Here is a 24,682-nt window from a genome sequence, read left to right as displayed (position 1 = left end):
GGATTAGAGAAATATTTTGATGAAAAAGATAACCATTAGTAAATGAATAAAATTACTCAGATTGTTCATCCGGTAACAAAAGTAACCGTTTAAGCCATAGACCACCGCCTGACCGTAGTTGGACTTACACCGTATATATCAGCGATCTTTCTCCAACTCCACCGATAAGAGCGGTATCTATTAATTATGGTTCTCTTAGTATCTAACGCCCAGATAAACAGCATTAGAGGAACCATAAGCAAGGCGCAAAGCCATGCCATTACGCATGTAAAAGATGTCATTGGTTTTTTGAAAATGCTTTAATGCCGAGTGAGGACTCATGCCCTACGACTTCGACTTGTTTATTTTATGCGCCGGCTTTTATTTGTTGCCCTGGCTGCTGGGCTTCTCATCTTTGATCTAGTCAGGTAGATTTTCTTTCTCTATTTCCTTTAACTTTAGGTTGATATCATTCAATCTATTCTCAGCCATTGAAATATATTCTTCCGCACCGTATCTACCTTCAAAGGTTTTAGACTCTCCTTTAAGAAAATCCTTGTACATTTTTATATCCCTCTCCCATTGATTTCTGGCTTCAATTAAAGATTTATATTGTCTACTCATTTTTGATATTCATAAATTAGTTAGATGAACCTTAGACATAACTAAACTTGAAATAAAAGAAATTATATTTGCACTCAAGCGCCCCATAGGAGTCGAGATTGATAAAGATCTTTCAAAATTCCTAACTAGATCTAATCTTGACTGCTTGATAGTCTTCTCACCTCTAGCATTTAAAATGGTTTCAATTATTTCATGCATTTGCTTATGCATAGGGTGTGAGTTGTTTATACTCCAATATTGGTCTAAGGCATGTAGCTTACTATTACTAAAACATTCCGCTCGACTCTTAAAGAAAATAGAATCAGCAGATGACATGAACATATACTGTCTCAGACTTGAAAAATATGTATTTCATTTTTGCTCTTATACCTAAAGACAGTCTAGAAGAAATGAAACACAATCTTGTTTCTTATTTACATCAAGGTATCTCAAGTAATTACTACACGGATTGATTTAAGCCATGAAACCATTAAAAGTATTAGATTTAATCCAGAAAATAAACGTCTATCGTTTCAGGAAATCACTTGAGATCGATAGTCCAACGGCGTTTACCCATGCGATCTGATTCGGAATAACAATTAGCAATCAAAGCTCCATTTTTTTTTCTGACTGAACACTCAATACCATCCTCAGTTCGATAGAAACTAGATGTCGCAGCTGAAGCTTCAGTTGATAAGTTGGAGGTCAAATTATTTAAAATCAATGACCAAATAACTTCTTCACTTGAATCTTCATGAGTTGTGAACTGCATTTTCAGTTGAATCTTTTGTGGTTTGGACCTTGCCTGTCTCTAAGATATCTGTTCCAGGAATGCCTTTAGCTACTGATCCAATCAAAGTCGTATGTGCTTCTGGATCTTTCTTTAAAGTTGTGACGCCAAGATCATTTTTTGAAATTAATATGAAAATAATTATCCCAATAAATGTCAAGATAATTGCTAGAGCTAATGAGGATTCCATAAGCAATTTTTATTAGTCTTATTAAATTAAGATAAAAATTAAAAGCTATATACAAAAAGGAACTAACTAAGATCACTATTTATTCAAAGAACTTTATAAATTTATACTATTTTGAAGTATAAAAAATACATGGAGGTTTGAAGTATAAAAGGAACTTCAATCTCGTAAAATAAATAGACACGCAATACAACAATTAATAGATAATTTAAAACCCTTCTACTCGAATAAATGCCTGAAGATAGTTTAAATGCAAGCAACCCTGAGAATGAAAATCATCATTGGTTTCCCTTCCTAAGATTTAAGAAAGAATGCGAAGCGGCAGGTAAGGAAGTCAGTGTGAATGAATGGATGAGAGCAACAGGACAACTAGAGGAAAAGATAGCTCATGAAGAATCAGTTGCATTAGCAGCAAAAATAGCTTCTGAAAAAGAAGCAGATGCAAGAAAAGAAATCGAAAAAGAAGCTCTAAAGAAAAAGAAAGAAATAAAAAGTGAACTCAATACAAAACCATAAATCAGAATTATGACAACTAAATCAAAAAGTAGAGAATAATTGCTACAACCTTGTACAAGAAAAAAAATAAAATCTAATTAAATCTAAACCTCTAAATTACTTTTATATCATATCGAAGATTTATTCAACCATTCTTCAACTTTATTTTTAGAGCCATACCAATCATTACCAAAAGCTTTTCCGTGGGCTGTTTCTTTCATCACTACCTGTTTTGAGCCAATTAGTAATGCTGAATCTCTAGGGACTAGTCCATCTCCAATAACATCTCCATTCCCATTCAATGCTCTATAAGATGACCTACTTAACCTCAGTGAGGTTTTTGTCGCAATAGGTCCGTTCAAGTCTAATTCACCAGCAACAGATATATAACTAACGTCTGCGCTATAGAAACTACCTGGCAATTTAGAGCTTACAAAATTACGTAGATAGGTGGCTCTTTTTGCTTGATTAGGACTTCCTAGTGTAATTAAGCAATTGGCATAATCCTTCCCATTGTAGATCTTCCGACTAAATAAAAGATCTGATAAATACAATCTGAGGATCATCCCTCCAGAGCTATGACCTATCAAAGTAACTTTATTTGTTGACGATTCTTTTGATAATTCAGTCACTATTTTTTCAACTTTATCAAGAATAATCTTCCAACCAAATGACCAGTTAGTACTAAGCCACTCTAATTTATTTACTGGAACTATTACTACTTTGTTGTTTACTCTACTTTTAATATATTCTGTCATTTCCTTATATGCACTACCGTCAATCAAGAAACCACCAAGGATAACAATTGGCTGATCAAAATATTTATTCATGCTTTAGTACAAGACCTCAAACAAATTTACTCTCAGAAGCATTGTAATCATTAACTTATTTAAATTAAAAAAATGCTTGATTTTTTAATCAACTATCTAATTTACATAAAAGCTTTAGAAGATTCCCTGATAGTAATAGCGACTACATATCAATGTATACAATGACATTCTCTAAAAAACTGTCTAAAAAAGCATCTAAATTAAAAAAGAAACAAGAAAAGTAGATGAAGGATGTTGCAATACAATTTTTTAAAGGTGTCGACGAAAAAGTTATTCCAGAAATAAGACTTACAAAAAGCAAAGATGGTCAAGCAGGACAAGCTTTTTTCAGATTTAATAGTCCTGAGGCATTATTGTCAGATAATTTTAAAGAAATACAGGGAATGTATTTAATTGACGAAGAAGGGAAAATAACTACTAGAGAAATAAATATCGCTGTTTCAAAAAAAAATGGGAAATATACTGCTATAGAGGCTGTTTACTGTTGGAAGTCACAAAGAGATTTTAATAGATTCATGCGTTTTGCAAATCGATATGCCAAACAAAATGGTCTTGCTTATGAAGCGAATAATGACAAGTAATTAAAATGAAACGCTTTTTACTCCTTGCCCTAACTGCTGATCTTCTCTCCCCTATCTATTAACTACAAACGCATGTGTCTAATAATACTTTTAAAAATATCTTTTTTTATTCTCTTGCTATAAATTGTCTCAGTTTTTTAGATTATATTTATTTATTGAGGATAAATACAAGAATAAGATTATTTTATTCAAATGATTTTAGCTTTAACGTCTTCTGAGCTAGGAGTCAGTAGCTTCACCATTAATCTCATTCTTCTTACGGCTATTGTTGTTTTATTAGCTTTGCCAACTTTCTTCCTTTTCAAGTCAAGTCAGGGCAAGTCAGCTGTTTCGAAAAAAACAGATGCAGAAAAAGCAGAGGTTGAAAACATAGAACCTGAAAACATAGAACCTGAAAAAATAGAATCTGAAAAAATAGAATCTAAATAAATCTTGTGTAAGAACTAAGTAAACAGACAATCGCCTAACAGTTAATGTGAAAGCTCGGTTGACAGTCGATTTATGTGGGGGGCTAAATGCCCCCTTTTTTATTTATAGTTTTCCTTCTGTTAGTCGGAAATTCCAATTGGTATGAGGTGCTCGAATTGCTTTTAGCCTTTGATATTCATCAGATTCGTAGCATTTAATTACTGCGTCCTTACCCTTTGGATGTCTTGCGATAACAGTTAGAGGACCACCATCTCCTCTCTTATTTCCTTCTCGTATATCTGTATTCCTATCTAATACCAAGGTTGTAAAACCACATTCTTTAGTGAATTGATTAACGTTTTGAAAATACTCTTTAGCTGCTTCTCTATCTTTTGTGGTTCCTGTAATTACGGCATATCCCGCAGTACCAGATTTAGGAAGTTGAGAACCAACAGCAAGTCCTATTGCCGCTGCAACAACACCCACAATCGCAGTTTTCTTCATTTGAATTTTTAAAGATCATTGGCAGAATATCGGCTTTTTACTGAACTGACCACCGCCTGACAGTAGAAGGAGAAACACCGTAAATATCAGCAATCTTTCTCCAGCTCCACCCGTATTTTCTATACCTATTAATTCATATAGTCCCAGTTTTTAATTAGTTGGCTCACATCTTGGAGTGCTTTGCTCTTTTACACGTTTCTCAATCTTGGACATATCCAAGTCAGATATATCAAGTCCATAAAGATCAGCAATTTTTGTCATAGCGAGGCCTTCGGCTCCTACCCAAGACTCTGCTAATACTTGCCAAGTCTTTTGACTAAATTCAACACTCAAGTTCTTGTTTTGATTCCTCTTTTCGTCCATTTCTAAAACCTTTTTTAAACCCTCTGCACTTAAATGACTTTTAATTCTTAGGAAAACAACCTCTAGCATTGAGTAATAGAATTTTTCCATTGCATTGCTATAAGCCCATTCAGCATCTTTTTGAGCTCTCTTGGCGTCTTCTACTGTGATTTCTGGACTCATTGTTTATGATCTCTTGAAGAACACCAATTTCATTGTAAGAAGATAAAAGTATCTTTTCCATTCATTATGACTATTGGGTCCTTTAATAAATAAATAATTGTGGGTCATCCTAAGGCTCGATAATTCTTTAGCGTCAACCTCTCAAACTTGTAGACAATTAATTTACGCGTCCATATAGTTCATCTTTCTAATTGGATTACTTGGTCTCCATTGCAATATCCCTTTTAGATGTTCGTCTAATGGTGAGTGACCTCTTGGATGTAGATCAAGGTATTTTCTCCCATCGATACCAACTTCATAGTGTTTTAACCAACCATCGCAGAGATATGACCAAGAGCTAAAGACTTTTGAATACCTGATTGCAAATTTACTATTAATTGACTCACCATTTCCTTACGATCCAAACCTATTTCTTCTAAATCATTAACTAACTGTTGATATGCCTTGGAAATAATCCTTTGTGATTGACGACGGCTAATCCCCTCTTCTTCCGACATAAACGTCACAACAGAAGTACCACTATGACCTTTAGCGAGCATTCCAGCAGCAATATCAATGCGTCGAGTTAATTCAGCTTTACAAGCTCGATTCATAAACTATCCAAAACCAGTCATCTCAGCAAACAAGGCCTTATTCTCTGCAGACTCGGCGAATCCTAAAAGTGCCTCATATCTTGTTTCTGCACCACTACTTAATTGACCTAACCAATAATTCAATCCACTGGTATCTGGTGCTCTCCCTAGAACATTTTGATAGAGAGTGGTTACGTATTGTTCATCTGTGATGTTTTCTCCGTAGCGTTCAGCAAACTCATTAGAAGCAAGGAAAGATTGAGATACAGCTCTTGAATCATTTTCTCCAGAGCTATATTTGCCAATCCAATACCTGAGTCCATCAGCATCAGGGAAACGAGCGAAGGCTGCATTATAAAGGCGGAACATTCTTCCTGAATCAGTTGCTAAACCTGTGACCTGATCGAATGTTTCTTTAATATCATCGATTAAATTCACTTCTTTGTCTTCAAAGCTCATCGTATTTACCCCTGTTATTTCGTCATAACCATCTTCTGTTTTAATTACATATCGATCTTGATCTAATTTATAGAATTTATAATCAGAAAATAATTTCATATAGATTTTTTCTTTCGTATTAACAACATTAGTAACCCTCTCAGCGATTGATATGTTAGTGGCATCAGATCCAGAAGATTCTATAAGTTTAGAGGTGTCATTTATGACGACAGAAGTTATATCACCGATTTGCTTTGTCAGTCCTGAGTCTGAGAAGAACTTTATCTTTAGAGTTTCATCCCCCTCAGTTTTCTGATCAGACTTAATTGAAATATTCGCATTCTTTGAACTGGTATTAGAGGCATACAATGAACCAGTTGAACCCGAGGTAAAATCATCTGATGTTATTCCATCTCCATAAGTTTTCCAATAGATCTTTTGCGAATAACTTGATAAACCTGATGCTTCTACAGCAATAGATAAAAACTTACCTTCATCAATAGAAGATGGTGCAGAAAAGCTAAATTGTTCATTGCCTATAGATGTATCTTTAATCGTTGCAGAGGCAATACTACCAATGGGTATTGTTCGTGCAGAATCAGAAAAAAGTTTTATGTAGACCGTTTCATCCCCTTCTGTTTTCTTATCATTTTCTAATTTCCAATTGAAATTACTACTATGATTATCAGCTACATCTGTTGTACCTTCTAGATAGCCATCAAAATCTCCCGAATCAATACCATCACCTGAAAGTTGCCAATAGGTAGTTCTTTTTTCTCCATAGCCTTTAAAACTAAATGTAAAAATATCGCCTTCGTTATAAATAGATTTATCTGTAGATATTAAATACGTATCATTCGTGACATCTGTTACTAATACAGATGGGGTGTTGCCGATTTGAGTCGTTCTTGCTGCGTCAGAATAAAAACGAATATTTATCGTTTCATTACCTTCTGTTTTGCTATCAGCAACTGGCCAGAGTGAAAAAGAAAATGATCCATCATCTTTTACAAAACTTTGTCCACTGATGGAATTGTGATCTGCTTTTAGATCATTTGCATCTATACCATTCCCTGAAAGATTCCAATAAATCAAATCCCATTTTTTGAGACCAGTTGTTTGACCAATAACGTTAAACCATTCACCTTCTGCGACAGAATTTTTTGATGTTGAGAAGTTATATGTAGCTTCATCTTGGCTCTCCTCTCCCCCCTGTTTAGCGCTGTCATTGATCAAAGCAGATGCAGCATTTCCTAATTGTTTCGTAAGGCTTGAATCAGAAAAGAACTTGACATTGACAATTTCTCTCCCTTCTATCTTTTTATCATCTTCAACATTGATCAAAGCACGACTGGTCTTTCCATTGGATACATTTAGTGACCCTGTCGCCCCTGAACTAAAGTCATCTGAAGTAATTCCAGTGCCAGATGTTGACCAATAAATAGTTTGAGAAGAAGTTGTTAATCCTGAAGGTGTTACATCTACAGATAAGGTTTCACCTTCTTTAACTGATGATGCACTTGAAATCGAGTAAGATATGCTCCCTTTTTTAGACGTATCCTGTAATTGAATAGGTTTCGATTCACCAATTTGTTCTGTTCGGGCTGAATCAGCAAAGAACTTGACGTTGACAATTTCTTTCTCTTCTGTTTTCTTATCTTCTTTGATAGAGATTAAAGCACGACTGGTCTTTCCATTAGAGACATTTAGAGAACCTGTAGCTCCTGAACTAAAGTCATCTGAAGTAATTCCAGTACCAGATGTTGACCAATAAATAATTTGAGAAGAAGTGGTTAAATTTGAAGGTTTGATATAAGCCGATAATGTATTACCTTCATCAACAGAGGATGAAGCAGAAATTGAATATGATTGAAGTTGTTGAGTCTCCTTGGAAGTATCGTTAATTTCAAAAGTAGCCGTATCGCCAATTTGCTTTGTAAGAGATGAGTCAGAATAAAGCTTGACAGTTACAATTTCAGTTCCTTCTGTTAACTTATCCTCTTTGACCTTTATAGAAGCATTTGTTGCCCTGCTATTACTTGCAGAATAAGACCCCGTATATCCATCAAGAAAATCATCCTTGTTGAGACCATATCCAGATAAAGCCCAATAAACTCTCTGATTATCGAGCTCTAAATCTACATTTGAAGTTAAACGTAAAAACAGCTCTCCTCCTTCATCAACAGAACTACGTGAAGGAGAAATAATATGACTTGCTAGACCATCAGAGGTATCGTTAATTTCAACAGATTTCGTTTCACCAATTTGTTGTGTTCGAGATGAATCAGAAAAGAACTTAATATCAAAAGATTCATTTCCTTCTTTTTTCTGATCAGCCTTAAGCGAGAGTGTGGCACTAGACGTTTTCCCATTGGACACATTTAGTAATCCTGTAGCGCCTGAACTAAAGTCATCTGAAGTAATTCCAGTGCCAGATGTTGACCAATAAATAGTTTGAGAAGAAGTTGTTAATCCTAAAGGTGTTACATCTACAGTTAAAGTTTCACCTTCATCTCTTATCGGTAAAACTGAAATTGAAAATGTGCCCACCCCATTATAGACGTCGTTTATTTCGACAGATTTTGTTTCACCAATTTGTTGTGTTCGGGCTGAATCAGAAAAGAACTTAATATCGAAAAATTCATTTCCTTCTTTTTTGTTATCAGCCTTAAGCGAGAGTGTGGCACTAGACGTTTTCCCATTGGACACATTTAGTAATCCTGTAGCGCCTGAACTAAAGTCGTCTGAAGTAATTCCTGTACCAGATGTTGACCAATAAATAGTTTGAGAAGAAGTGGTTAATTCTGAGGGTGTTACATCTATAGATAAAGTTTCGCCTTCATCTCTTATCGGTAAAACTGAAATTGAATATGTGGGCCCCCTCTTAGAGACGTCGTTTATCTCGACAGATTTCGTTTCACCTATTTGTTGTGTTCGGGCTGAATCAGCAAAGAACTTAATATCAAAAGATTCCTTTCCTTCTGTTTTGTTATCAGCCTTAAGCGAGAGTGTGGCACTAGACGTTTTTCCATTGGACACATTTAGTAATCCTGTAGCGCCTGAACTAAAGTCGTCTGAAGTAATTCCTATGCCAGGTAGTGGAAAATCTGAACCAAATGTGGACCAGTAAATAGTATAAGAAGAAATTGTTAATCCTGAAGGTGTTACATCTACAGTTAAAGTTTCACCTTCATCTCTTATCGGTAAAACTGAAATTGAAAATGTGCCCTCTACTTTATTAGAGACGTCGTTTATTTCGACAGATTTTGTTTCACCTATTTGTTGTGTTCGGGATGAATCAGAAAAGAACTTAATATCAAAAGATTCATTTCCTTCTTTTTTCTGATCAGCCTTAAGCGAGAGTGTGGCACTAGACGTTTTCCCATTGGACACATTTAGTAATCCTGTCGCCCCTGAACTAAAGTCGTCTGAAGTAATTCCTGTACCAGATGTTGACCAATAAATAGTTTGAGAAGAAGTTGTTAATCCTAAAGGTGTTACATCTATAGATAAAGTTTTACCTTCATCTCTTATCGGTAAAACAGAAATTGAATATATGGGCTCCCCTTTTGAGGTGTCATATAGGTTAAATGTAGCCGTTTCTCCTATTTGCTTTGTAAGAGATGAGTCGGAATATAGTTTGACAGTTACCTTCTCGTCACCTTCTGTTAGCCTATCTTCTTTTACTTTGACAGATGCATTAGTCAACTTGCTATTACTTGCATCATAAGAACCTGTATATCCATCTAAAAAATCATCACCATCAATACCATCTCCCGTCAATGCCCAATAAACCTTTTGAGAATTAACAGGTACTGCTTCTGATTCGAATTTTAAAGTTAATTCACCTCCTTCAGAAATTGAGTCGTTTGAAGTTGTAACCTTATATTTTGCAACAGCATTAGATGTATCAGAGATAGTAAATTGCGCTGCTGGATAAGAAATCTCTTCGTTTTCTCTAATTTGAGCTCGACTTAGATATGAAGAATCATAATATAACTTAATATCAACTATTTCATTCCCTTCTTTTAATTCATCAGCTTTTAATTCGAACTCTTTTATATAAGGATTAAAACGATCAGTATCAAAATAACCTCGCGGTTTTTTATTAAAGTCATTGGTGTCAATTCCTAAGCCAGATAGTTCATAATAAATCCTACGATCCCATGGTAGTCCATCAACAGAGAATTTAATTTTTATCTTTTCCCCCTCATTTACTGAATATTTAGAGGGCTCAATTTTATAAAAAATAGATTGTTTTACTTCAGGAGCATCATTAATAGTATATGAAACTGTTTCACCCAACTGATTATTAAATGAGGCATCAGAAAATAATTTGAAGTATACGTTCTCAACTCCTTCTTTATCACCATCTATTTTTGTAATAATTTTAAAATCATCTGAATGGCTTGAATATTGTGTAAAAGAACCACTTAATAATCCAGAATTAAAATCATTCGAGTTAATGTCTCCAGATAATTGCCAATAAAGTGTCATCTTATCTCCTCGGAAATTTTCTATCTTATAATTTGCTATTAGAGTTCCTCCCTCTGTAAGGTTAGAATCAGTTGTTGACAGCTCAAAAGATAAAGGGAGAGGGGTTAGACTTGTATCTTTTATGGCAAAAGATACAGTCTCTCCGACTTGATATTGATGACTAGAGTCAGCGTATAATTTAATAGTTGCAGTTTCTAAACCTTCCGTTTTTGCATCTGCTTTTAAGCTAATTAAGTAAGAATTTGTCTCCCCATTTCTCGCACGGAATGACCCTTGTGCAGAACTACCCCAATCAAAATCATCATCATTAATTCCAGCTCCCGACAATTTCCAATAGACTATTTGCTCTTGTTTCTGTAAATTCTCTGACTCAATATTTATCCAAACATCGCTACTCTCATCAACTAAGGGGATCGGCTCCTTTGAAAGATAGGATCCCAGAGGCCTATTAGATAATGAAATATTGTAGTCAGCAAACCAATCGTAATCGTACGCAGACCTATCACCTCCTTTAATAACTGAAGTTCCCGCATCAAAAAGCGCGAGAGCCACCATACCTTCGCTTGTACGAACTGTTGGATCCTTATATCCATTTTCATCAAATGCGTATGAAAAAAGCTCAATAGTTGCAACTTCTACTCCCTCTACTTCATCATCTAATGCAATTGATATGTAGTAATCCTGAGTAGCACCATAGCCTCCTCCTTCGTAATAGCTATCAATAGAAAGGGCATTATCAAAATCATTTGAAGTAATGCCTTGTCCACTAATCTCAAAAGTGATCGGTCGTCCCCTATCCCAGTGCCATGGAAGATTGGCAGGTGGTCTAGATACTATTAACTTAACAAGTTCTCCTCCCTCAACAGCTTGTGTAGAAGAAATTTTTAAGTCCATACCACATATTGCTTCAAAAAATCAGAAGTTTTTTTTTATTATAGATCTTATATAAATTATAGATCTAACAAATCTCCCTCTCTTCGCGAAAAAATCACATATTAATGATCTTACATCTAAACATCCCTTTCTATCACTGATTTTAATCCTGACCCATATTTAAGGGTCAACTGCTTAGATATGGGTCACGTCTTCCTTTTATAAGGGAAGAGAGGGGGTAAATTCTAATAATGCCTCTCGATGATCTTTGGGGTTACGACGTCTCGTAAGACATCCTCCTAGTCTTGATGCACGACGAATACAAGATTTAATAGCTTCTCGATCATGTCCCATTGGTGTTAGTCCTTCAATAACAGTTTGAATACTTGGAAAGATGTCTCCTCTATTTTGTGCCTGTACATATTGAATAACATCACTACGAACCTTACCCATAGATTTAAAGCAACACATTGGAAAAGCGAAGCCAAGAGATGTTATCAATCAAAAAGCTGCTGCATTTGAGAGTGATATACAAATATTAGATTTCTTAGAAACACTCCCAACTGATAGTCCATATAAGAAAGATGCAGAAGCTGCTACTAGTTGGTTTAACTGTTTCTGCTTAATGGCTGAACTAGGTTTAAGACCAATAGAAGTTAATTACTTACAAGTTTTATTCGATCCCATTACTAAAGAGCATTACTGGCATTGCACATACATCAAGAAAGCTGGTAATGGAGCGACAGAACCAAGACGAATCGAACCGCTACCATTGATTGATCGAGATGGAAAGGAAATTCAATGGAATCTTCTTGAAAGATTTAGTAGCAATCTTTTACCCTTACCCGAAAAGGTTGATGGTGAAGCTGCTGGAACATATCTGAAACGTCGACAAAGTTGGAAAGATTTAAAAGAAGTAATGAGAAAAACTCAAGGGTCCAACATTACCTGTTATTCATTTCGGAAATATTACGCTCTACGTTGCCATCTAAAACTTATCGACTCTGGAAGTGCATCCTTAAGCATGGGACATTCAATCGAAGCTCACCATAGAAACTATCCATATTCTAAAAAGTCAACGACAACAAATGCTTTTAAGGCCGCAAGAGAGAGGGCCTTAATTTGAGTATTCTTAAAATCTGATCGTATTTAGAGCTATAAAAAATCTTGAATCATAAAAAAATAATCTCTAATGTTTAATTTATTTTATTTAATTTAGGCACTTGTGAAAGGATATATTCTAATAAAGAAAGTGGATCTTTCTGAGATGCTAAAACAATATCAGGTACTAAAGAAGCTGTAAGTATTATAGATAGTTTTCGACTAAGTAAAGTCCTATTCGTAATTTGTTGATCACGTAAAATCCTGTCAAAAGCTTCCAAGAAACAAATTCTAAAAACCAAATTAGATCCCCACTCTCTTTCAGTTACATCAAACCATAATTGAGAAGTATTAGTCATAATCTTTGTATACTTATAAGGGTCTTCGCTCTTAAAAACATTCAGAGATTCAAGCTGATCCCAAGGCGAAAAAGTTAAATGTCCTGCCCACCAAAGTCGTGATATTGAATTTCTTGTAAAAGCAGTCCTATCTGATCCATTAAACAACCAACGTGAATCAACTATACTTTTAGGTTTATCCTTGAGTGGCCATCTTAACTGAACATAGTTCCAAAAATCTCTATGCGATAATGTAATCCAAAGTCGTTTATCAGAAGCATCAATAGGGTTCAAATTGATAAAAGTAGAATAAATTGCTATAGAGCTTTTAGAATCTGAATTTGGATCTAATTTAGAATTCAATTTATCAATATCTATTTCAATTTGTGAATCTAGTAGTTCATTCTTAGAAAAATCAAATGACTCTTTCTTTTGATATAAAGCTATAATTTCTTTTTCATCAAGTGATGAAACTTTAGCCATTAAGTCATACATTGCTTGATTTTTTAAAACATATAATGTACTCATAGATCATTTACCTCTTCATCACGAGCACTTTTTAAAGCCAGGTATTTAATACCTCTAGCCAATGGATTCTTTAAAATTTTCATAGCCATATTTAATGGCTCTAGATTATGGTAACCATTAACTTCAATAATTTGATTTAAACGTTCATACCAAATCAACTGGTCATAGTCATCTAATTTATCTTGACTATTTACATAAGAAATTGCTTGACATAGGACAGGTAAAACTATTGAAGAATGTAATATATCTGAGTGACTTTTATTTAATGATTGGTAATTATTAAATGTATCTTCTGGTAGTTTTATAATTATTCTATCTTGTGAAAAATCTACAATAGTCTGATTCTTTTTTGAATCATGGTTAGAAGTTATAACCATAAATGAATCTTGAGCACTAGAATATGGATCAAATTCATGGTCGATATTAATTTCATCTTTTTTAGTTTTTGCAATAATATCAAATTCTATAGCCCTAAAAGTAGGAGGATAATCTAATGAAAGTTTATCAGGTGTAATAAAAAAGTTTTTTCTTGAAGCAAGGTAAAAAGTATAACTTACTTTTTTATTTAGTTTCCCTATCTTAAAGAATTTCTCAAATATATAGCCAGATGAATAATTATAATCAATAGAGATTACATCATGAAAATAAGTAGAAGGACTACTAATCTCAAGAAACATAGATATTTCTCCTTCTCTAAAATGAGACTCTATTTTTTTATCAGTAATAGAGGGGAAAGGTACTTTTAATATAACCCCATTATTTTCTCTAATCCAAACGACATCATCTTCAAATGTTAATAATGCGTCCTTGGTATAATTATCTCCATTACCAAGAACTGGACAAGGAAATTCTACTTTAGACATTAATACGCTCCAATGGCCATATTTGAAATAGAATCAAATTCCAATTCAAAATCTAAATAACAACCTTGTTTTAACTTTACATCTTTAAAAGTTAAATTTTCACATTTTAAATTTTCTATTGAACATGATATTAATTTAGCTCCACTAGGGGGGATAAAACTTCCGCCTTCTGAACTTAAAGCATAACCCAATCGAAGATCTCCATTTATAGAAGTTAAGGCTTTAACTCTAAATTTGGAAATTTTATTATCATTCTCCTTTCTAGTTCTAATAATTTGGACATCTTCAGAAGAAATTATAGATAACTTATCGCCATTTTCATTAAGTTCTGAACCCCCTTTTCCTGCCCCTGCTCCATAGCCTCCGCCTCCGCTTGCTTTACCTTTTCCACCATGAGTTCCTCGACCTCCTCCTTTTGATCCAGCACTTGATGGTTTCTTCTTAAGTGTCAATGATTTCTTTTTTTCATAAAAAGAACTAGGTTTTGCTGTATGCAAACCAGTTTTTATTCTTTTACCAAAAGTTTCTTCTTCATCATCTTTAGGTTCTTGATTACCCGTTAAGAATGATTCATCACTAGTTTGAAGCGGTCCACCAGAAAGATATTCAGCAAGACCTGGGATATCTTGAAAAGATTCAATTTTAGGATCTAGTAAATCTATTTGCTGCCTAATCCATTGTCTAAGTTTCTTAAGACATGCGGAATGATGTTTCTTTAATCCTACAGAACGAACATAATCATCAGATAATTTTGTATGTGTAGGATCTTCTAAATCTGCTATAACCTTATTTCCTTCTTGATCTAATAATTTACAAACAGCGGCATACGGAGTCCCAGAAGTTTTATAAGCAAAGTCTTGAATCGTCATAAGTGGTAATCTCATTAAACAATATCTATTCCTTAAACTTTGGTCGTCTTTATTTGAATAAATAGATAATTGAACTCTTCCTAAACCAGGTATGAATTTTGTGTTTTTCTTAACTAATTTGCTCTCAAAATCTGAGCATTTAATATACCCTTCGACTTTCGCCATATTTTTCCTCCATTCTGACTCTGAAAGTTTATTTATACAATCATTCTCTAGTTTTTTTAGAACATTAGATATACTTTCTTTCGTTATCGAGTAAAGAAGATCATCTTCTTTATATATTTTAAATTCAATCTTATCTTCTAAAATTGCTTGAAAGAAAGCATATATTAATCCCATCGCTAATTTAATGTCCCAATCATCCCTATCAAAACCCCAAACATAGATATCTGTACCATTTTCTTCCCTTTGAAAAGGTACTTTAATCTTATCTACATCATCATTTCTATAAGCACTCCAATCTACTGATGAATTCTCTGACTTTATGCAATAGAAACCGGTACTTTGAGTTTTTTCATTTGTTTCTAAATCTCGATGAGTACATAATTTAGCCATTCCTATAAAAAGTTTATCGAATGTCTTATTGTTTGTAGGTGATTTAAATTGCGATAAAGCTGTAATTGCACGCAACTGCGAAAAATTCATTAAAGCATATTTCCCATGACCATAAGTACCTGGTGTAGTTCCTTGCTCAGCGCTAATACCCTCGGATTTTATAAAACGATAATAACGACTACTTTTCTCCCCCTCATCTCCATCTAAACCAGAAGTATTAAAATCACTTATCACCAACGTAGGGATTGTTTCCTTATTTAAAATCTTTATGTAATCCTGAATTCTCTTAACTTCATCACCAGTAAGGCCTTGAACCTCCTCAAAAAACTTTTGAGCACTTTCGAGTCTTTGCAAATAATCTTTTCTTGCAGGGAAAAAAGATGAATCAATATCAGTTAATTTATATTGGACAACAACTTTAGAGTCATCAACAGCAGCACCCCTACAATTTTGGGCACTTTCTCTTCCGAGATTATCTGTGCTTTTGAATAAATCTATACTCCCTTGACTTAATCCCTGCTCAACCCCACCAGCCAAGGGAGGAAAAAACCATCTATTATCATTTTCCCCTAAACGTGACTCCATAAATCAAAAAAACAATAAAATGGCAAATGAATCATTCAATGAAAAGAACAAATTTTCAGTTAATTCTAGTAAATCTATTATTAATAGAAAGTTTACTCACTTGAGGATAAATTGCTTTGCAGAATCCTCTTGGGTGTCAAATTTTTTACATATTTCGACGACTTTGGCTTTGAGAACTTTTTGAATTTGGTTGACTTGCTCCTCTGTATAAGTGTAATTGCTTTTATTTGCCAAGTTACCAACCAAGTCCAAAGCTTTTAGAGCTTTTGGAACTCTTTTATTTGCCAACTCGATAAAATGTTCGGTGTTTGACTTTGAGGGCATTACAGAGTTTTTATTAATAATCCTGAATTACTAGCAGGAATAATTAAATATTGACAGAAAAGCAAGTTTTAATCTCCTATATATCAAGAGAAAAGGTTTTTTTAGAAGAAATAGAAGACGGATTAAAGCTTTCTATCGCTTCATCCACAGCAGCATGCAGATGCTTTTTCATAAGTAAAACATCTTTTTGGGTATAAGATGACTTTCTAGAGGAAAGTTTTTTTAGAATATCTAAGGAAGAAAGAACCTTATTAACGCGACTATTCGCAAGCCTTACGAACACCTCACGACTATTTTCTGTGCTATTAACATCACAAGGGGGAGTTTTCAAAGCTTCCATGCATCAAAAAAAAGAATATTACCAATTTTATAGCATATATATATAATTATAGCAATTTAAAACGTACATATTACAAATGTACGTTATAAATTGACAGTAGAGTGAGTCATAGGTCATCATTCAGGGAGGGAGAATGCCCCCCTCAATCACAAAATCAAAAGCAATGAACACTATTTCCAATAAAAAAACAAATGATGAAATTGGTGGCTGGATAGTTCTTGGCTGTCTTGCCATAGGAGCGATTGCAGTTGCATCAGCAGCGGCACCCGCAGCAGCGGCAACTGGTATCTGCATGGGTCCAAGAGTATTTATGGGCCCCAAAGGAGGATTGTTCAGAATAGTTGGCAATCGAAAAGTTTATGACGTAGCAGCAACAGCTGTTAAATGTTTTTATTAGTCAAAAATCATCATTGAACTTATATTCTTTAAATGTTCTTACAAAATAGATCTGAATAAAAGAAAAGTAGTGTAAAGGCTTGTTTAGAAAAAATTAGGATCAAGTCGGGGCTTATATCCCGACTTTTTTATGTAGTATTTAAAGCCTTTGAAAATTAATTTAAAAAAAATTAATCACTTATTGAGTTAATACATCAGAAACATAGATCAGATTATGAGATAAAAATTCAGGCTGCCTTAACTTCATGGGGAAGAGCAATATCAAATATCTCTTCAAGCTTTTTATTTGAATAGTTTTCACGAGCGCAAGCTACTAATGCTTTATAAATACTTCCACCTTTATCTTCTCCAACCAGTAGTCCAAGATTGATTTCACGCAGCATTCGACTTGCAAGAATATTTTTTTCAGGAATGCTCATTAACTTCGCAACTAATTTCGCGGTAGCCGTTGAACAACTTCTATCAGTTGTAATTCCAATTAAACCTAAGCAATGACGTATCCAATCTCTACTTATGTTTTTAAGGTCATCGAATCTAACCCAATCACTCCAATCATGATCTTCGGATAGTCTTTCAGCAATTTTACTTAAGTCATTTTCTAATTTTTCTAGACGCTGCCATCCACGAAATTTCTTATGTCTAAGCGCTATAAGAGAAGGATTCAAGAATGAGAGATGATCAGGCCAATAAGTAGTGATCTTTTTATAGTCTTGGACTTTTTCTGAAAAGGAACACTTTGATTTTGCAAAAATGATTTCACCAACAAAAACATTCCAAGCCCTCTGTTTATCTGAGAAAAGCTCTCCCTTATCATTTTTCCTCTTAGTCCATGGTGTAGATACTTCGTTGTCTACTTGTTCTTCATACCAATCAAGTACAGATTGACGATGGCTTATTCTTTTTTGATCAACGTCAAAATCATCTTTACCTTTCAGAGCTTCAAAAAGTGACTTCCCAAGTCGAAATCCAACCAAAGGCGCTACTGCTTCGCCAATTTGATGGAACCTATGCGAGGGGCCGCCATGAAATACAAATCCATCCGGGAAAGACTGAACACGGGCAGCTTCGCGAATAGAGAGAGTTCTATTCTGCTCTGGGTGGATATACCAGTAGCCATCCTTGGACATATGAGCCGTAATAGTTAGACAAGCCTCATCACCTTTCAAAATATTGTATTTATTACTAAAACTTTTTTGATCCTTAGTTTTCTCTACCACCTCACCATCTCTCAATGCTCTACTGCTAATTTCGTATCTTCTTTGATCGTCTGATAAATCCTCATATTTCAAGCCTTTCTCTCTCATCAACATAAAAGTTTCGAGATCATCCGTTCTCACTTTTCTAATAATGTGATCTGGAATAGTTTCTGATTCGACAGGAAGCCATTCTCTCATCTCTTTTTGATAATCATTTAAAGGTCCTTGATAAGAATGATTATCTTGCCAATTTTCAAGCCAATCTCCTACTAGAGGAGGGAGATCAGAAATAGCATCATTTAATGTCCTAGCATCCTTTTGCGACTCACAGAAAACATCAGGCCACTTAAAAGGTGAACACGCACCAATACGAGTTCCCGCAATAAACAACCTTGGTCTTAATTGAGGTACACCATATTGCCAAGCAAAAATAAGTCTGGCATCCACTCTGTATCCTAAATTCTCAGCTTTGCTAATAATTCCTCTGAAGATTTCTTGGTCTCCTGTCTGTGCAATATCACCAACATTTTCCATTAAAAAAGCATTCGGCTTCACATCCTCAACAACAGTTAAGAATGACTCCCATAAATCGCGACGTCCCTCATTTAATGAATTGTATTGATCAACGACCTCTTCATTAGCATGCTTTCTCCAACGAATATTTCTAGAGAAAGGTTGACAAGGTGGTCCACCTGCAACAAGAGAAATCTCCCCACATTCATTTAAGTGGTTAGAAATTTCATTTAAATTCTCGAGGGAACTGAGATCAGATTGATGAGAACATCCTGGAAAATGATGGCGATGGGTCGCGATGGAATCAGGACGTATATCACAACCAAGAATCACCTCAAAACCTGCTTTATGTATACCAAGACTGAGACCTCCAGCACCACAGAACAAGTCAACAGCTAACGGTTTAGAAGTCTTAAGGTCTTGAACATAGTCAGGTAAATCCTCAATAGAACAAGACTGAGGATGTGGTTCTAGAATTTCCTCAGGGCCCTTGACTGATTTCAGCCTGTAAGGATCTGTGGTTTTGGGAGATGAGGCAATAGTCATTAAGCAGCGTCTTGATTGGCCTCAACTTCAAGAAGATCTGTTAGTTCAGATTCATTCAATAAATCCAAACAAAAAGATCCCCCTAGAGAATTCAATTTTTGAACAGAGGACCTGACCTTCAAATCTGTTAGGTCTGCAAGTTCCCTAGTAAGAACCCTATTTACAGATGGAAGCAGACCAAACTCTCTATCACTGATTCCTAGATGAAGCTCCTGACTAGTAAAGAGTCTTCTTACAAGGTCATAATCTTCATTATCTCTACCGAGTAGCCTTTCAGCTGCGAAAAATAACCTTGCAAAGGTATTACGTCCATGGCCATTGATGGATGCACCACCAAGGAATCTGATAGTGGCAATTTTTCTGCCTCCTTTCCCATGATTAAAACCATTTTCAGGGTCAACAGGGACAGAGCCTCTCCATCTAAGCCAAACAAGATCTGGATGCCTGATCACTGAAAACCATTGCCATAACCTCATATCAATAAGCAATTCCTGAGGGAGATTCTTTAAAGCTCTATGTAGTGGCTCGACCAAATGACCATCAATAGCCGAATCAGTAATATTATTTTTGATAATTTCATCCACTTTTTCATCAAGGGCCAAAAAATCAATTTGATGATCTAATTCTTCAATAGGAATCTTTGAAGGTGAACGTAAAGCAGAGATCAACTCCTGATCGCTTATGGATGAGATTAAACGAGAAAGCTTGGGATAAGTCATGCTGCTGAAGCCTCATTCAATCCAGAAACATCGCGATCATTCTTTAATTTAATTTGCGGAGAACTTGCCATCAATTCAGCCAATTGAAGCAACTTTGTTTCTTCCTGTATAAGCTCAGGCAACTTCAACATTAACCTGGAAAACCCAGTAGGAGACTTAAGTTCGAGCACAATCAAGGGGAGCGCTTCATGTATGGGATGAGAAGTTGTTAAAAGTCCAGGTGCAAAGAGAGACAGTATTTTCAATTGCCATTTGCTCAGTGTCTCGATAGCTTCTGACTCTTCGATAGAAGGACTTACATCGACTACGTGTTGTAGTTTTTGCAAGATATCTGAAACCAAAATGGGCCAGATAGAAGAACAGATTGATACAAAAATCGCATCTCGTTGAAGAGCTCCACCCTGACGACCAGTTGATCGACTCATGAGGAGTTGACGTAGGGATGAAGGAACACCTGAGTTAAGTTCGACAACAGGAGGCTCTCCAGGAATTAAACGCCAGAGTTGCTTTCTAGAAGATGAAGGGAACTCAATCCATCTCAATTTAAATAGAGAGTCATCAGAAGCTGAGTCACTAATAAATTGAACAGTATGAATATTACTTCTACCAATAATTTGGCCTTTTTTATCAGCAAGACCGTCGCTCGATTTTTCTAAATCAATCGTCCTAACAAGAAGTGCTTCAACTCGAAGTTCTTCGCCTTCACGTAATGATTTAAAAGAAGTTTCAGTAAACCAACAGTCCATTCCTCCATCTTCCAACTCAACAAGAGTTCTTCTACCAGTAGATCGACTTATCAAACGACAAATAAATTTAGCTGGTGGATTTTCTTGTTCACTAACTGGAAAACACTCTTTCCAACCCCACGGTGCGTTAAGAAGAATTTCTAACCTAACTTCCTCGAGATCACTATTAAATCTAAAAGTAACACCATCACAAACTTCCTCAAGAATCTCTTCAGAAACACTTTCAGGTGCAGTTACTCTAAATGAGCCATCAAGATTAATTGTTTTCCAAGGTAAAAACTCCATAGATTAACCCCCCTGTTTAAATCCAGCCACTTTCAAATCCACCCCAGCAGGAGGTTTTACAAGACAGCTGAAAGGTGAATCTTGAAATTTAGGTCCTACTGAAAAAACTATTCGTTTTGGTTCTGAATCATCTATCTCTAAGTCTTTTTCGCTCGCATGAATACGCATATCATTAATCACCCAGGAATCTCCTTGACCTGAGTCAGAAATACTTTTAAAACAAAGGCCAGCGATTGCAGTGCCTTCTTGATTGCCACTTCTGATTAGATCGCCCGAAACTTTCCAACCTCCCTCATTTTTTAAGAGGCATGACTGTTCTCTATTTATAACAACCTCAAGCTTAGGTTTCTTACTTGCAGTTTTACTTGAAGAAGAGACAATTGCCATCTTTCGATTAAGCATTTTCATAAGAAGCTCAGGCCCTTCATCGGGGGAAGAGTCGAATGACGTAAGGAGTTTGTGTATAACAATCTGCCTTAGTTCAGACCTCAACCCTTTGAGCCGCTTGGCATAACCACGCCATTGATAACTTTCACGTAAACGCCTAGTAGTAGGCAACCAATCATCATGAGTAACGGGTTCAGCTGCTCGGAAATACTCCTCTGCTTCTTCTGCAAATTTATTAGATTTATCTGTGATATCTGAATCGGCAACATTCTTCAAGGCTGAGCCAACAAAGGCAGCAGCACAATAAACACCACCATCAGGAAGCCTATTTCCATCAACATAATCAATGACCATTCCGGACCCTCTTACAAGAGCGATCGTGGAACGACAGGGTAAACAAACTTCAGAATCTGAAACCCTAGATACACCTAGACGAATACTTGTATCAAAGGAGGGGTGAAGAAGTGCTGGATTATCAACTGGCTGAACACGAGCGGGGATAGAAAAACCATCAATATCAACTGTTGAACATTCACCAGGGTCTAGTGCTGCTATGGGCTGCTCGTCAGGTTCAATTCTTGAAGTTTCAAGAAAAGGCTTCCATAAGGAATCAACAACTGCCTTGCTAACAAAATCTGAGTTAATGCAGTCATTTCTAAATAAACGTGCTTGGACTTCCAGGCGTCCCCAACTTATTGCTGGCCAGAACCATTTAGCAGCTGCAGAAGTTAAAGACTTACATAGATGCTCAGGATCTCGAATCCCAAGTTCAGTTGTGTCTTCTCGATCTGGTTCATGAAAAGCGGGAATCAATAAGGAAGTACCAGTTCCAACAATTCCATCTCTATCAAGCAACAAAGGCTTAGCCTCTTTACGGGTTCTCCAATCAGATAGAGCTATAGGTATTCCATCTTTCTCAGACTGAATTCCAAGGTAAGCGCCATCAAGCCATGAATTGCCGTCAAGGTCATGTGCTGGTATTTCGCTTCTTCCAAAAATTCGAATCTCATCTTTTTTTCCTTCAATTTCAGAAGAGAAAAGAACAGTCATCAGACGTGAATGCATCCAACTAACTGCCTTACCAAGTCCAAAACTTCCTCCTCTTCCGGAAGCCTCCCCAGTAGAAAAATTCTGTACACATAATCTGCGGAAGTTACCATCCTCATCCCAATCATCGCCAGTCAAACCTCTTGTTCCACTATCACTGATTCGCAAACAAACAAGAGTTTCTGATTTAAGTGCATCTATTCCGGCTTTAAGAGTAAGAGCCGCGCCTCCTGTTCCAGAGACAGAAGAAAGATGAGGAAGAAAATTACTCCAATCAATGGATTCAAGGAATTTATCTCTTTCCTTGCCAGTTAAAAGGATCAGATCAAAAAACACCTTTGCTTTCTTATTTCCAACTCGCTGATCAATACTGTTCTGACAAATTTCTCTAACTAATGTCTCTAAATGTGGTCTTCTGCGCTGAGATGAACCCGACTCAAAAAGCTCAGCAGAAGCACTTCCACCACTAGACCTCCCCTGGCCAAGAGCCGGAGTAGTTACCCATTTCAGTGGTGTCAGTCCTTTAGCCAAATGATTAGGTGCCACTACATAGAGCGTGCACAGATAATAAGGGCACCGGACAAGGATGGCATGGATTTGTCATTTCCTTGTATAAATTATGAAATTCCTAACCCGGGGCTCTTGCCAAAGAAGGAAAGAGAGGGATGATAAGCAACCAGCTAAAAGATTGGCACATCCGTATAACTATGTGTCCTGCGGGAAGCGAAATACCAGTGAACTGGTCAGTCAAGAGAAGCCAGAACTTAGGCGGATTGCATTGATTTGAATTTTCGCTAATCAACACTCCTCACACTTCTTCGACAGGTGCAATGAAAGCTTTGTCTCTTCTTAAAACCTTTTCGAATAATTCAATTCAATTAATTCGAAAGACTCCACCTCTTGTTTTTGCAATGGCTGTTTTATCAGTTGGTGGTTTTATTGGTGCGTCAACAGTCTTAGTCTCTGGACTCCGTACTGTCGAAAACTCGATCACGGTTACAGGTGCAAGTACAGAAAGAATTGAAAGTGATATGGCGAAATGGGAAGTCAAGGTCCAAACGACCGGTTTATCTCAAATAGATTCCTATGAGAAACATCAAGCTTCAATTGATAAAACAATTAAATTTTTAAAAGCGAATCAAATAGAAAATGGCAAAGGGGATTCAATGGATATTGGTCCAGCCTCTACCTCAAAAAAAGAAGTACGTAATCCAGAAACTGGTGAGCTCGTTTCAACCAAGTGGATTACCAGTCAATGGATAGAGATAGAAAGTAAAGACGTCTCAAAGATCTTTAAAACTCATCGGAAGATCAGCGAACTACTCGGTAAAGGAGTTTTAGTTAGTCCTAGTAGGCCCGAATTTACCTATACAAAACTCGCAGAGAAGCGAGTGGACATGCTTGCAAAGGCAACAAAAGATGCTCGCATTAGGGCCGAAGCCATTGCTCGCGAAGCAGGTTCAAACGTAGGCGCAGTTAAAAGAGTCAATACAGGCGTTTTTCAAATAACGGTTCCTAACTCCACAAGAGTAAGTAGTTGGGGTTCCTACGACACAAGCACAATCAACAAGGACATCACGGCTGTGATGGGAGTAACCTTCGGAGTTGAAAAATGAGTGAAACAAACAGCTCCGCAAAAATTATCAAATTATCCAAGCACATAAAAAAAGGGTATGAGCAAATTGAAAAAATCGATCAACTGCATATAAAAATTACCAAGCAAAGAGAAGATCTTGTTAAATCAATGATTGACGATTTGACAGCTATTCAAAAACTTTCTTATGACGAAGTTAAGGAATCAGATGAAAGCACTCGAAGATTATTTGATGAATCAGTATCAAGGCCAATAAATCAGTTGATCACAGAAATCATCAGAAGACTTAAGTCATCTATTCATTATCAAGAAAACAATCTGAGTTTTGAGAAGGTTCATGAACAAATGGTTGAGACGTTAAGCAGAGTAAATGGCTTTAAAGCTTATCTTTCTGAGATTCAGAAGGGACATTTAGATAAACTTTTTGATTTACCTGACGCTCATAAAGACTCTATTTGAAGTATTAAC

28 protein-coding genes are annotated in these 24,682 nt (G+C 35.9%); 7 read left to right on the top strand and 21 right to left on the bottom strand.

Annotation, left to right across the window (positions count from 1 at the left end; all coding sequences use genetic code 11):
- Positions 1 to 89 precede the first annotated feature (89 nt).
- The 5 genes from SIB53_RS10530 to SIB53_RS10510 form a co-directional block, all read right to left on the bottom strand.
- Positions 90 to 281, bottom strand: a complete 192-nt coding sequence (locus SIB53_RS10530; protein WP_413678137.1) for a helix-turn-helix domain-containing protein — start codon at positions 279 to 281, stop codon at positions 90 to 92.
- A gap of 118 nt (positions 282 to 399) precedes the next feature.
- Positions 400 to 603, bottom strand: a complete 204-nt coding sequence (locus SIB53_RS10525; RefSeq protein ID WP_413678136.1) for a hypothetical protein — start codon at positions 601 to 603, stop codon at positions 400 to 402.
- 9 nt (positions 604 to 612) lie between these two features.
- A complete protein-coding gene (locus SIB53_RS10520; protein ID WP_269610761.1) occupies positions 613 to 918 on the bottom strand; it encodes a hypothetical protein in 306 nt (101 codons plus the stop codon).
- A 205-nt stretch (positions 919 to 1,123) separates the two neighbouring features.
- Entirely contained in the window at positions 1,124 to 1,354 is a 231-nt protein-coding gene (locus SIB53_RS10515) for a hypothetical protein (RefSeq protein ID WP_413678135.1), read from the bottom strand.
- A complete protein-coding gene (locus SIB53_RS10510) occupies positions 1,335 to 1,562 on the bottom strand; it encodes a hypothetical protein (protein ID WP_413678134.1) in 228 nt (75 codons plus the stop codon). The genes SIB53_RS10515 and SIB53_RS10510 overlap by 20 nt, the downstream gene beginning before the upstream one ends.
- A 228-nt stretch (positions 1,563 to 1,790) precedes the next feature.
- On the opposite strand from SIB53_RS10510, the gene SIB53_RS10505 reads away from it, so the two are divergent.
- Positions 1,791 to 2,075 (top strand): hypothetical protein, encoded by a 285-nt coding sequence (locus SIB53_RS10505; RefSeq protein ID WP_413678133.1) that lies wholly within the window; start codon positions 1,791 to 1,793, stop codon positions 2,073 to 2,075.
- A 107-nt stretch (positions 2,076 to 2,182) separates the two neighbouring features.
- On the opposite strand, the gene SIB53_RS10500 is transcribed toward SIB53_RS10505, so the two are convergent.
- Positions 2,183 to 2,884, bottom strand: a complete 702-nt coding sequence (locus SIB53_RS10500; RefSeq protein ID WP_413678132.1) for an esterase/lipase family protein — start codon at positions 2,882 to 2,884, stop codon at positions 2,183 to 2,185.
- A gap of 224 nt (positions 2,885 to 3,108) precedes the next feature.
- Between SIB53_RS10500 and psb28 the strand changes: the two genes are divergently transcribed.
- The gene (psb28, locus tag SIB53_RS10495; protein ID WP_413678131.1) at positions 3,109 to 3,465 is read left to right on the top strand and encodes a photosystem II reaction center protein Psb28; all 357 of its coding nucleotides are present in this window, start codon (positions 3,109 to 3,111) and stop codon (positions 3,463 to 3,465) included.
- A gap of 192 nt (positions 3,466 to 3,657) precedes the next feature.
- Positions 3,658 to 3,894 carry a hypothetical protein gene (locus tag SIB53_RS10490; protein WP_413678130.1) on the top strand — a complete coding sequence of 79 codons (237 nt, stop codon included), beginning with the start codon at positions 3,658 to 3,660 and terminating at the stop codon, positions 3,892 to 3,894.
- A 102-nt stretch (positions 3,895 to 3,996) separates the two neighbouring features.
- Here the strand turns inward: SIB53_RS10490 and SIB53_RS10485 are convergent, their stop codons facing one another.
- The 6 genes from SIB53_RS10485 to SIB53_RS10460 form a co-directional block, all read right to left on the bottom strand.
- Positions 3,997 to 4,377, bottom strand: coding sequence for a DUF1330 domain-containing protein (locus SIB53_RS10485; RefSeq protein ID WP_269606149.1), 381 nt, complete (start codon positions 4,375 to 4,377; stop codon positions 3,997 to 3,999).
- Positions 4,378 to 4,414: 37 nt separating this feature from the next.
- Positions 4,415 to 4,471, bottom strand: a complete 57-nt coding sequence (locus SIB53_RS10480) for a hypothetical protein (protein WP_413679157.1) — start codon at positions 4,469 to 4,471, stop codon at positions 4,415 to 4,417.
- A gap of 56 nt (positions 4,472 to 4,527) precedes the next feature.
- Positions 4,528 to 4,902, bottom strand: coding sequence for a hypothetical protein (locus SIB53_RS10475; RefSeq protein ID WP_413678129.1), 375 nt, complete (start codon positions 4,900 to 4,902; stop codon positions 4,528 to 4,530).
- Positions 4,903 to 5,207: 305 nt separating this feature from the next.
- Positions 5,208 to 5,495, bottom strand: a complete 288-nt coding sequence (locus tag SIB53_RS10470; protein WP_413678128.1) for a hypothetical protein — start codon at positions 5,493 to 5,495, stop codon at positions 5,208 to 5,210.
- Positions 5,496 to 5,498: 3 nt separating this feature from the next.
- Complete coding sequence (locus SIB53_RS10465; RefSeq protein ID WP_413678127.1) at positions 5,499 to 11,303, bottom strand: DUF4214 domain-containing protein; 5,805 nt, start codon at positions 11,301 to 11,303, stop codon at positions 5,499 to 5,501.
- 198 nt (positions 11,304 to 11,501) lie between these two features.
- On the bottom strand, positions 11,502 to 11,735 hold the full coding sequence (locus SIB53_RS10460; protein WP_413678126.1) for a hypothetical protein: 234 nt from the start codon (positions 11,733 to 11,735) through the stop codon (positions 11,502 to 11,504).
- Between the two features lie 172 nt (positions 11,736 to 11,907).
- On the opposite strand from SIB53_RS10460, the gene SIB53_RS10455 reads away from it, so the two are divergent.
- Entirely contained in the window at positions 11,908 to 12,408 is a 501-nt protein-coding gene (locus SIB53_RS10455; RefSeq protein ID WP_413678125.1) for a hypothetical protein, read from the top strand.
- Positions 12,409 to 12,478: 70 nt separating this feature from the next.
- Here SIB53_RS10455 and SIB53_RS10450 read toward each other — a convergent pair whose 3' ends face one another.
- From SIB53_RS10450 to SIB53_RS10430, 5 genes are all read right to left on the bottom strand, one after another.
- A complete protein-coding gene (locus SIB53_RS10450) occupies positions 12,479 to 13,249 on the bottom strand; it encodes a DUF6339 family protein (protein WP_413678124.1) in 771 nt (256 codons plus the stop codon).
- Positions 13,246 to 14,112: a hypothetical protein gene (locus tag SIB53_RS10445; protein ID WP_413678123.1), complete on the bottom strand. Its 867-nt coding sequence runs from the start codon at positions 14,110 to 14,112 to the stop codon at positions 13,246 to 13,248. The genes SIB53_RS10450 and SIB53_RS10445 overlap by 4 nt, the downstream gene beginning before the upstream one ends.
- Positions 14,112 to 16,121 carry a hypothetical protein gene (locus SIB53_RS10440; protein WP_413678122.1) on the bottom strand — a complete coding sequence of 670 codons (2,010 nt, stop codon included), beginning with the start codon at positions 16,119 to 16,121 and terminating at the stop codon, positions 14,112 to 14,114. Before SIB53_RS10440 ends, SIB53_RS10445 begins: the two co-directional genes overlap by 1 nt.
- Positions 16,122 to 16,217: 96 nt before the next feature.
- Complete coding sequence (locus SIB53_RS10435; protein ID WP_413678121.1) at positions 16,218 to 16,445, bottom strand: hypothetical protein; 228 nt, start codon at positions 16,443 to 16,445, stop codon at positions 16,218 to 16,220.
- Between the two features lie 76 nt (positions 16,446 to 16,521).
- Positions 16,522 to 16,785, bottom strand: coding sequence for a hypothetical protein (locus SIB53_RS10430; protein WP_413678120.1), 264 nt, complete (start codon positions 16,783 to 16,785; stop codon positions 16,522 to 16,524).
- Positions 16,786 to 16,948: 163 nt separating this feature from the next.
- Here SIB53_RS10430 and SIB53_RS10425 point away from each other — a divergent pair, with 163 nt between their 5' ends.
- Positions 16,949 to 17,182, top strand: coding sequence for a hypothetical protein (locus tag SIB53_RS10425; RefSeq protein ID WP_413678119.1), 234 nt, complete (start codon positions 16,949 to 16,951; stop codon positions 17,180 to 17,182).
- Between the two features lie 226 nt (positions 17,183 to 17,408).
- On the opposite strand, the gene SIB53_RS10420 is transcribed toward SIB53_RS10425, so the two are convergent.
- The 4 genes from SIB53_RS10420 to SIB53_RS10405 are packed head-to-tail and all read right to left on the bottom strand — an operon-like array spanning position 17,409 to position 23,166.
- Positions 17,409 to 19,436: a DNA cytosine methyltransferase gene (locus tag SIB53_RS10420; RefSeq protein WP_413678118.1), complete on the bottom strand. Its 2,028-nt coding sequence runs from the start codon at positions 19,434 to 19,436 to the stop codon at positions 17,409 to 17,411.
- Positions 19,436 to 20,155, bottom strand: a complete 720-nt coding sequence (locus tag SIB53_RS10415; protein ID WP_413678117.1) for a DUF6339 family protein — start codon at positions 20,153 to 20,155, stop codon at positions 19,436 to 19,438. Before SIB53_RS10415 ends, SIB53_RS10420 begins: the two co-directional genes overlap by 1 nt.
- Positions 20,152 to 21,186, bottom strand: a complete 1,035-nt coding sequence (locus SIB53_RS10410) for a hypothetical protein (RefSeq protein ID WP_413678116.1) — start codon at positions 21,184 to 21,186, stop codon at positions 20,152 to 20,154. Before SIB53_RS10410 ends, SIB53_RS10415 begins: the two co-directional genes overlap by 4 nt.
- A gap of 3 nt (positions 21,187 to 21,189) precedes the next feature.
- Positions 21,190 to 23,166 carry a hypothetical protein gene (locus SIB53_RS10405; protein WP_413678115.1) on the bottom strand — a complete coding sequence of 659 codons (1,977 nt, stop codon included), beginning with the start codon at positions 23,164 to 23,166 and terminating at the stop codon, positions 21,190 to 21,192.
- Between the two features lie 284 nt (positions 23,167 to 23,450).
- Here SIB53_RS10405 and SIB53_RS10400 point away from each other — a divergent pair, with 284 nt between their 5' ends.
- The gene (locus SIB53_RS10400) at positions 23,451 to 24,236 is read left to right on the top strand and encodes an SIMPL domain-containing protein (RefSeq protein ID WP_413678114.1); all 786 of its coding nucleotides are present in this window, start codon (positions 23,451 to 23,453) and stop codon (positions 24,234 to 24,236) included.
- On the top strand, positions 24,233 to 24,673 hold the full coding sequence (locus SIB53_RS10395) for a hypothetical protein (RefSeq protein WP_413678113.1): 441 nt from the start codon (positions 24,233 to 24,235) through the stop codon (positions 24,671 to 24,673). The genes SIB53_RS10400 and SIB53_RS10395 overlap by 4 nt, the downstream gene beginning before the upstream one ends.
- Positions 24,674 to 24,682 lie beyond the last annotated feature (9 nt).

Origin of the sequence: Prochlorococcus sp. MIT 0916 (assembly GCF_047305155.1) — a bacterium.
Taxonomy (GTDB): domain Bacteria; phylum Cyanobacteriota; class Cyanobacteriia; order PCC-6307; family Cyanobiaceae; genus Prochlorococcus_B.
The sequence above is the reverse complement of the archived record's forward strand: the minus strand, read 5'-3'. Positions and strand labels throughout refer to the sequence as shown.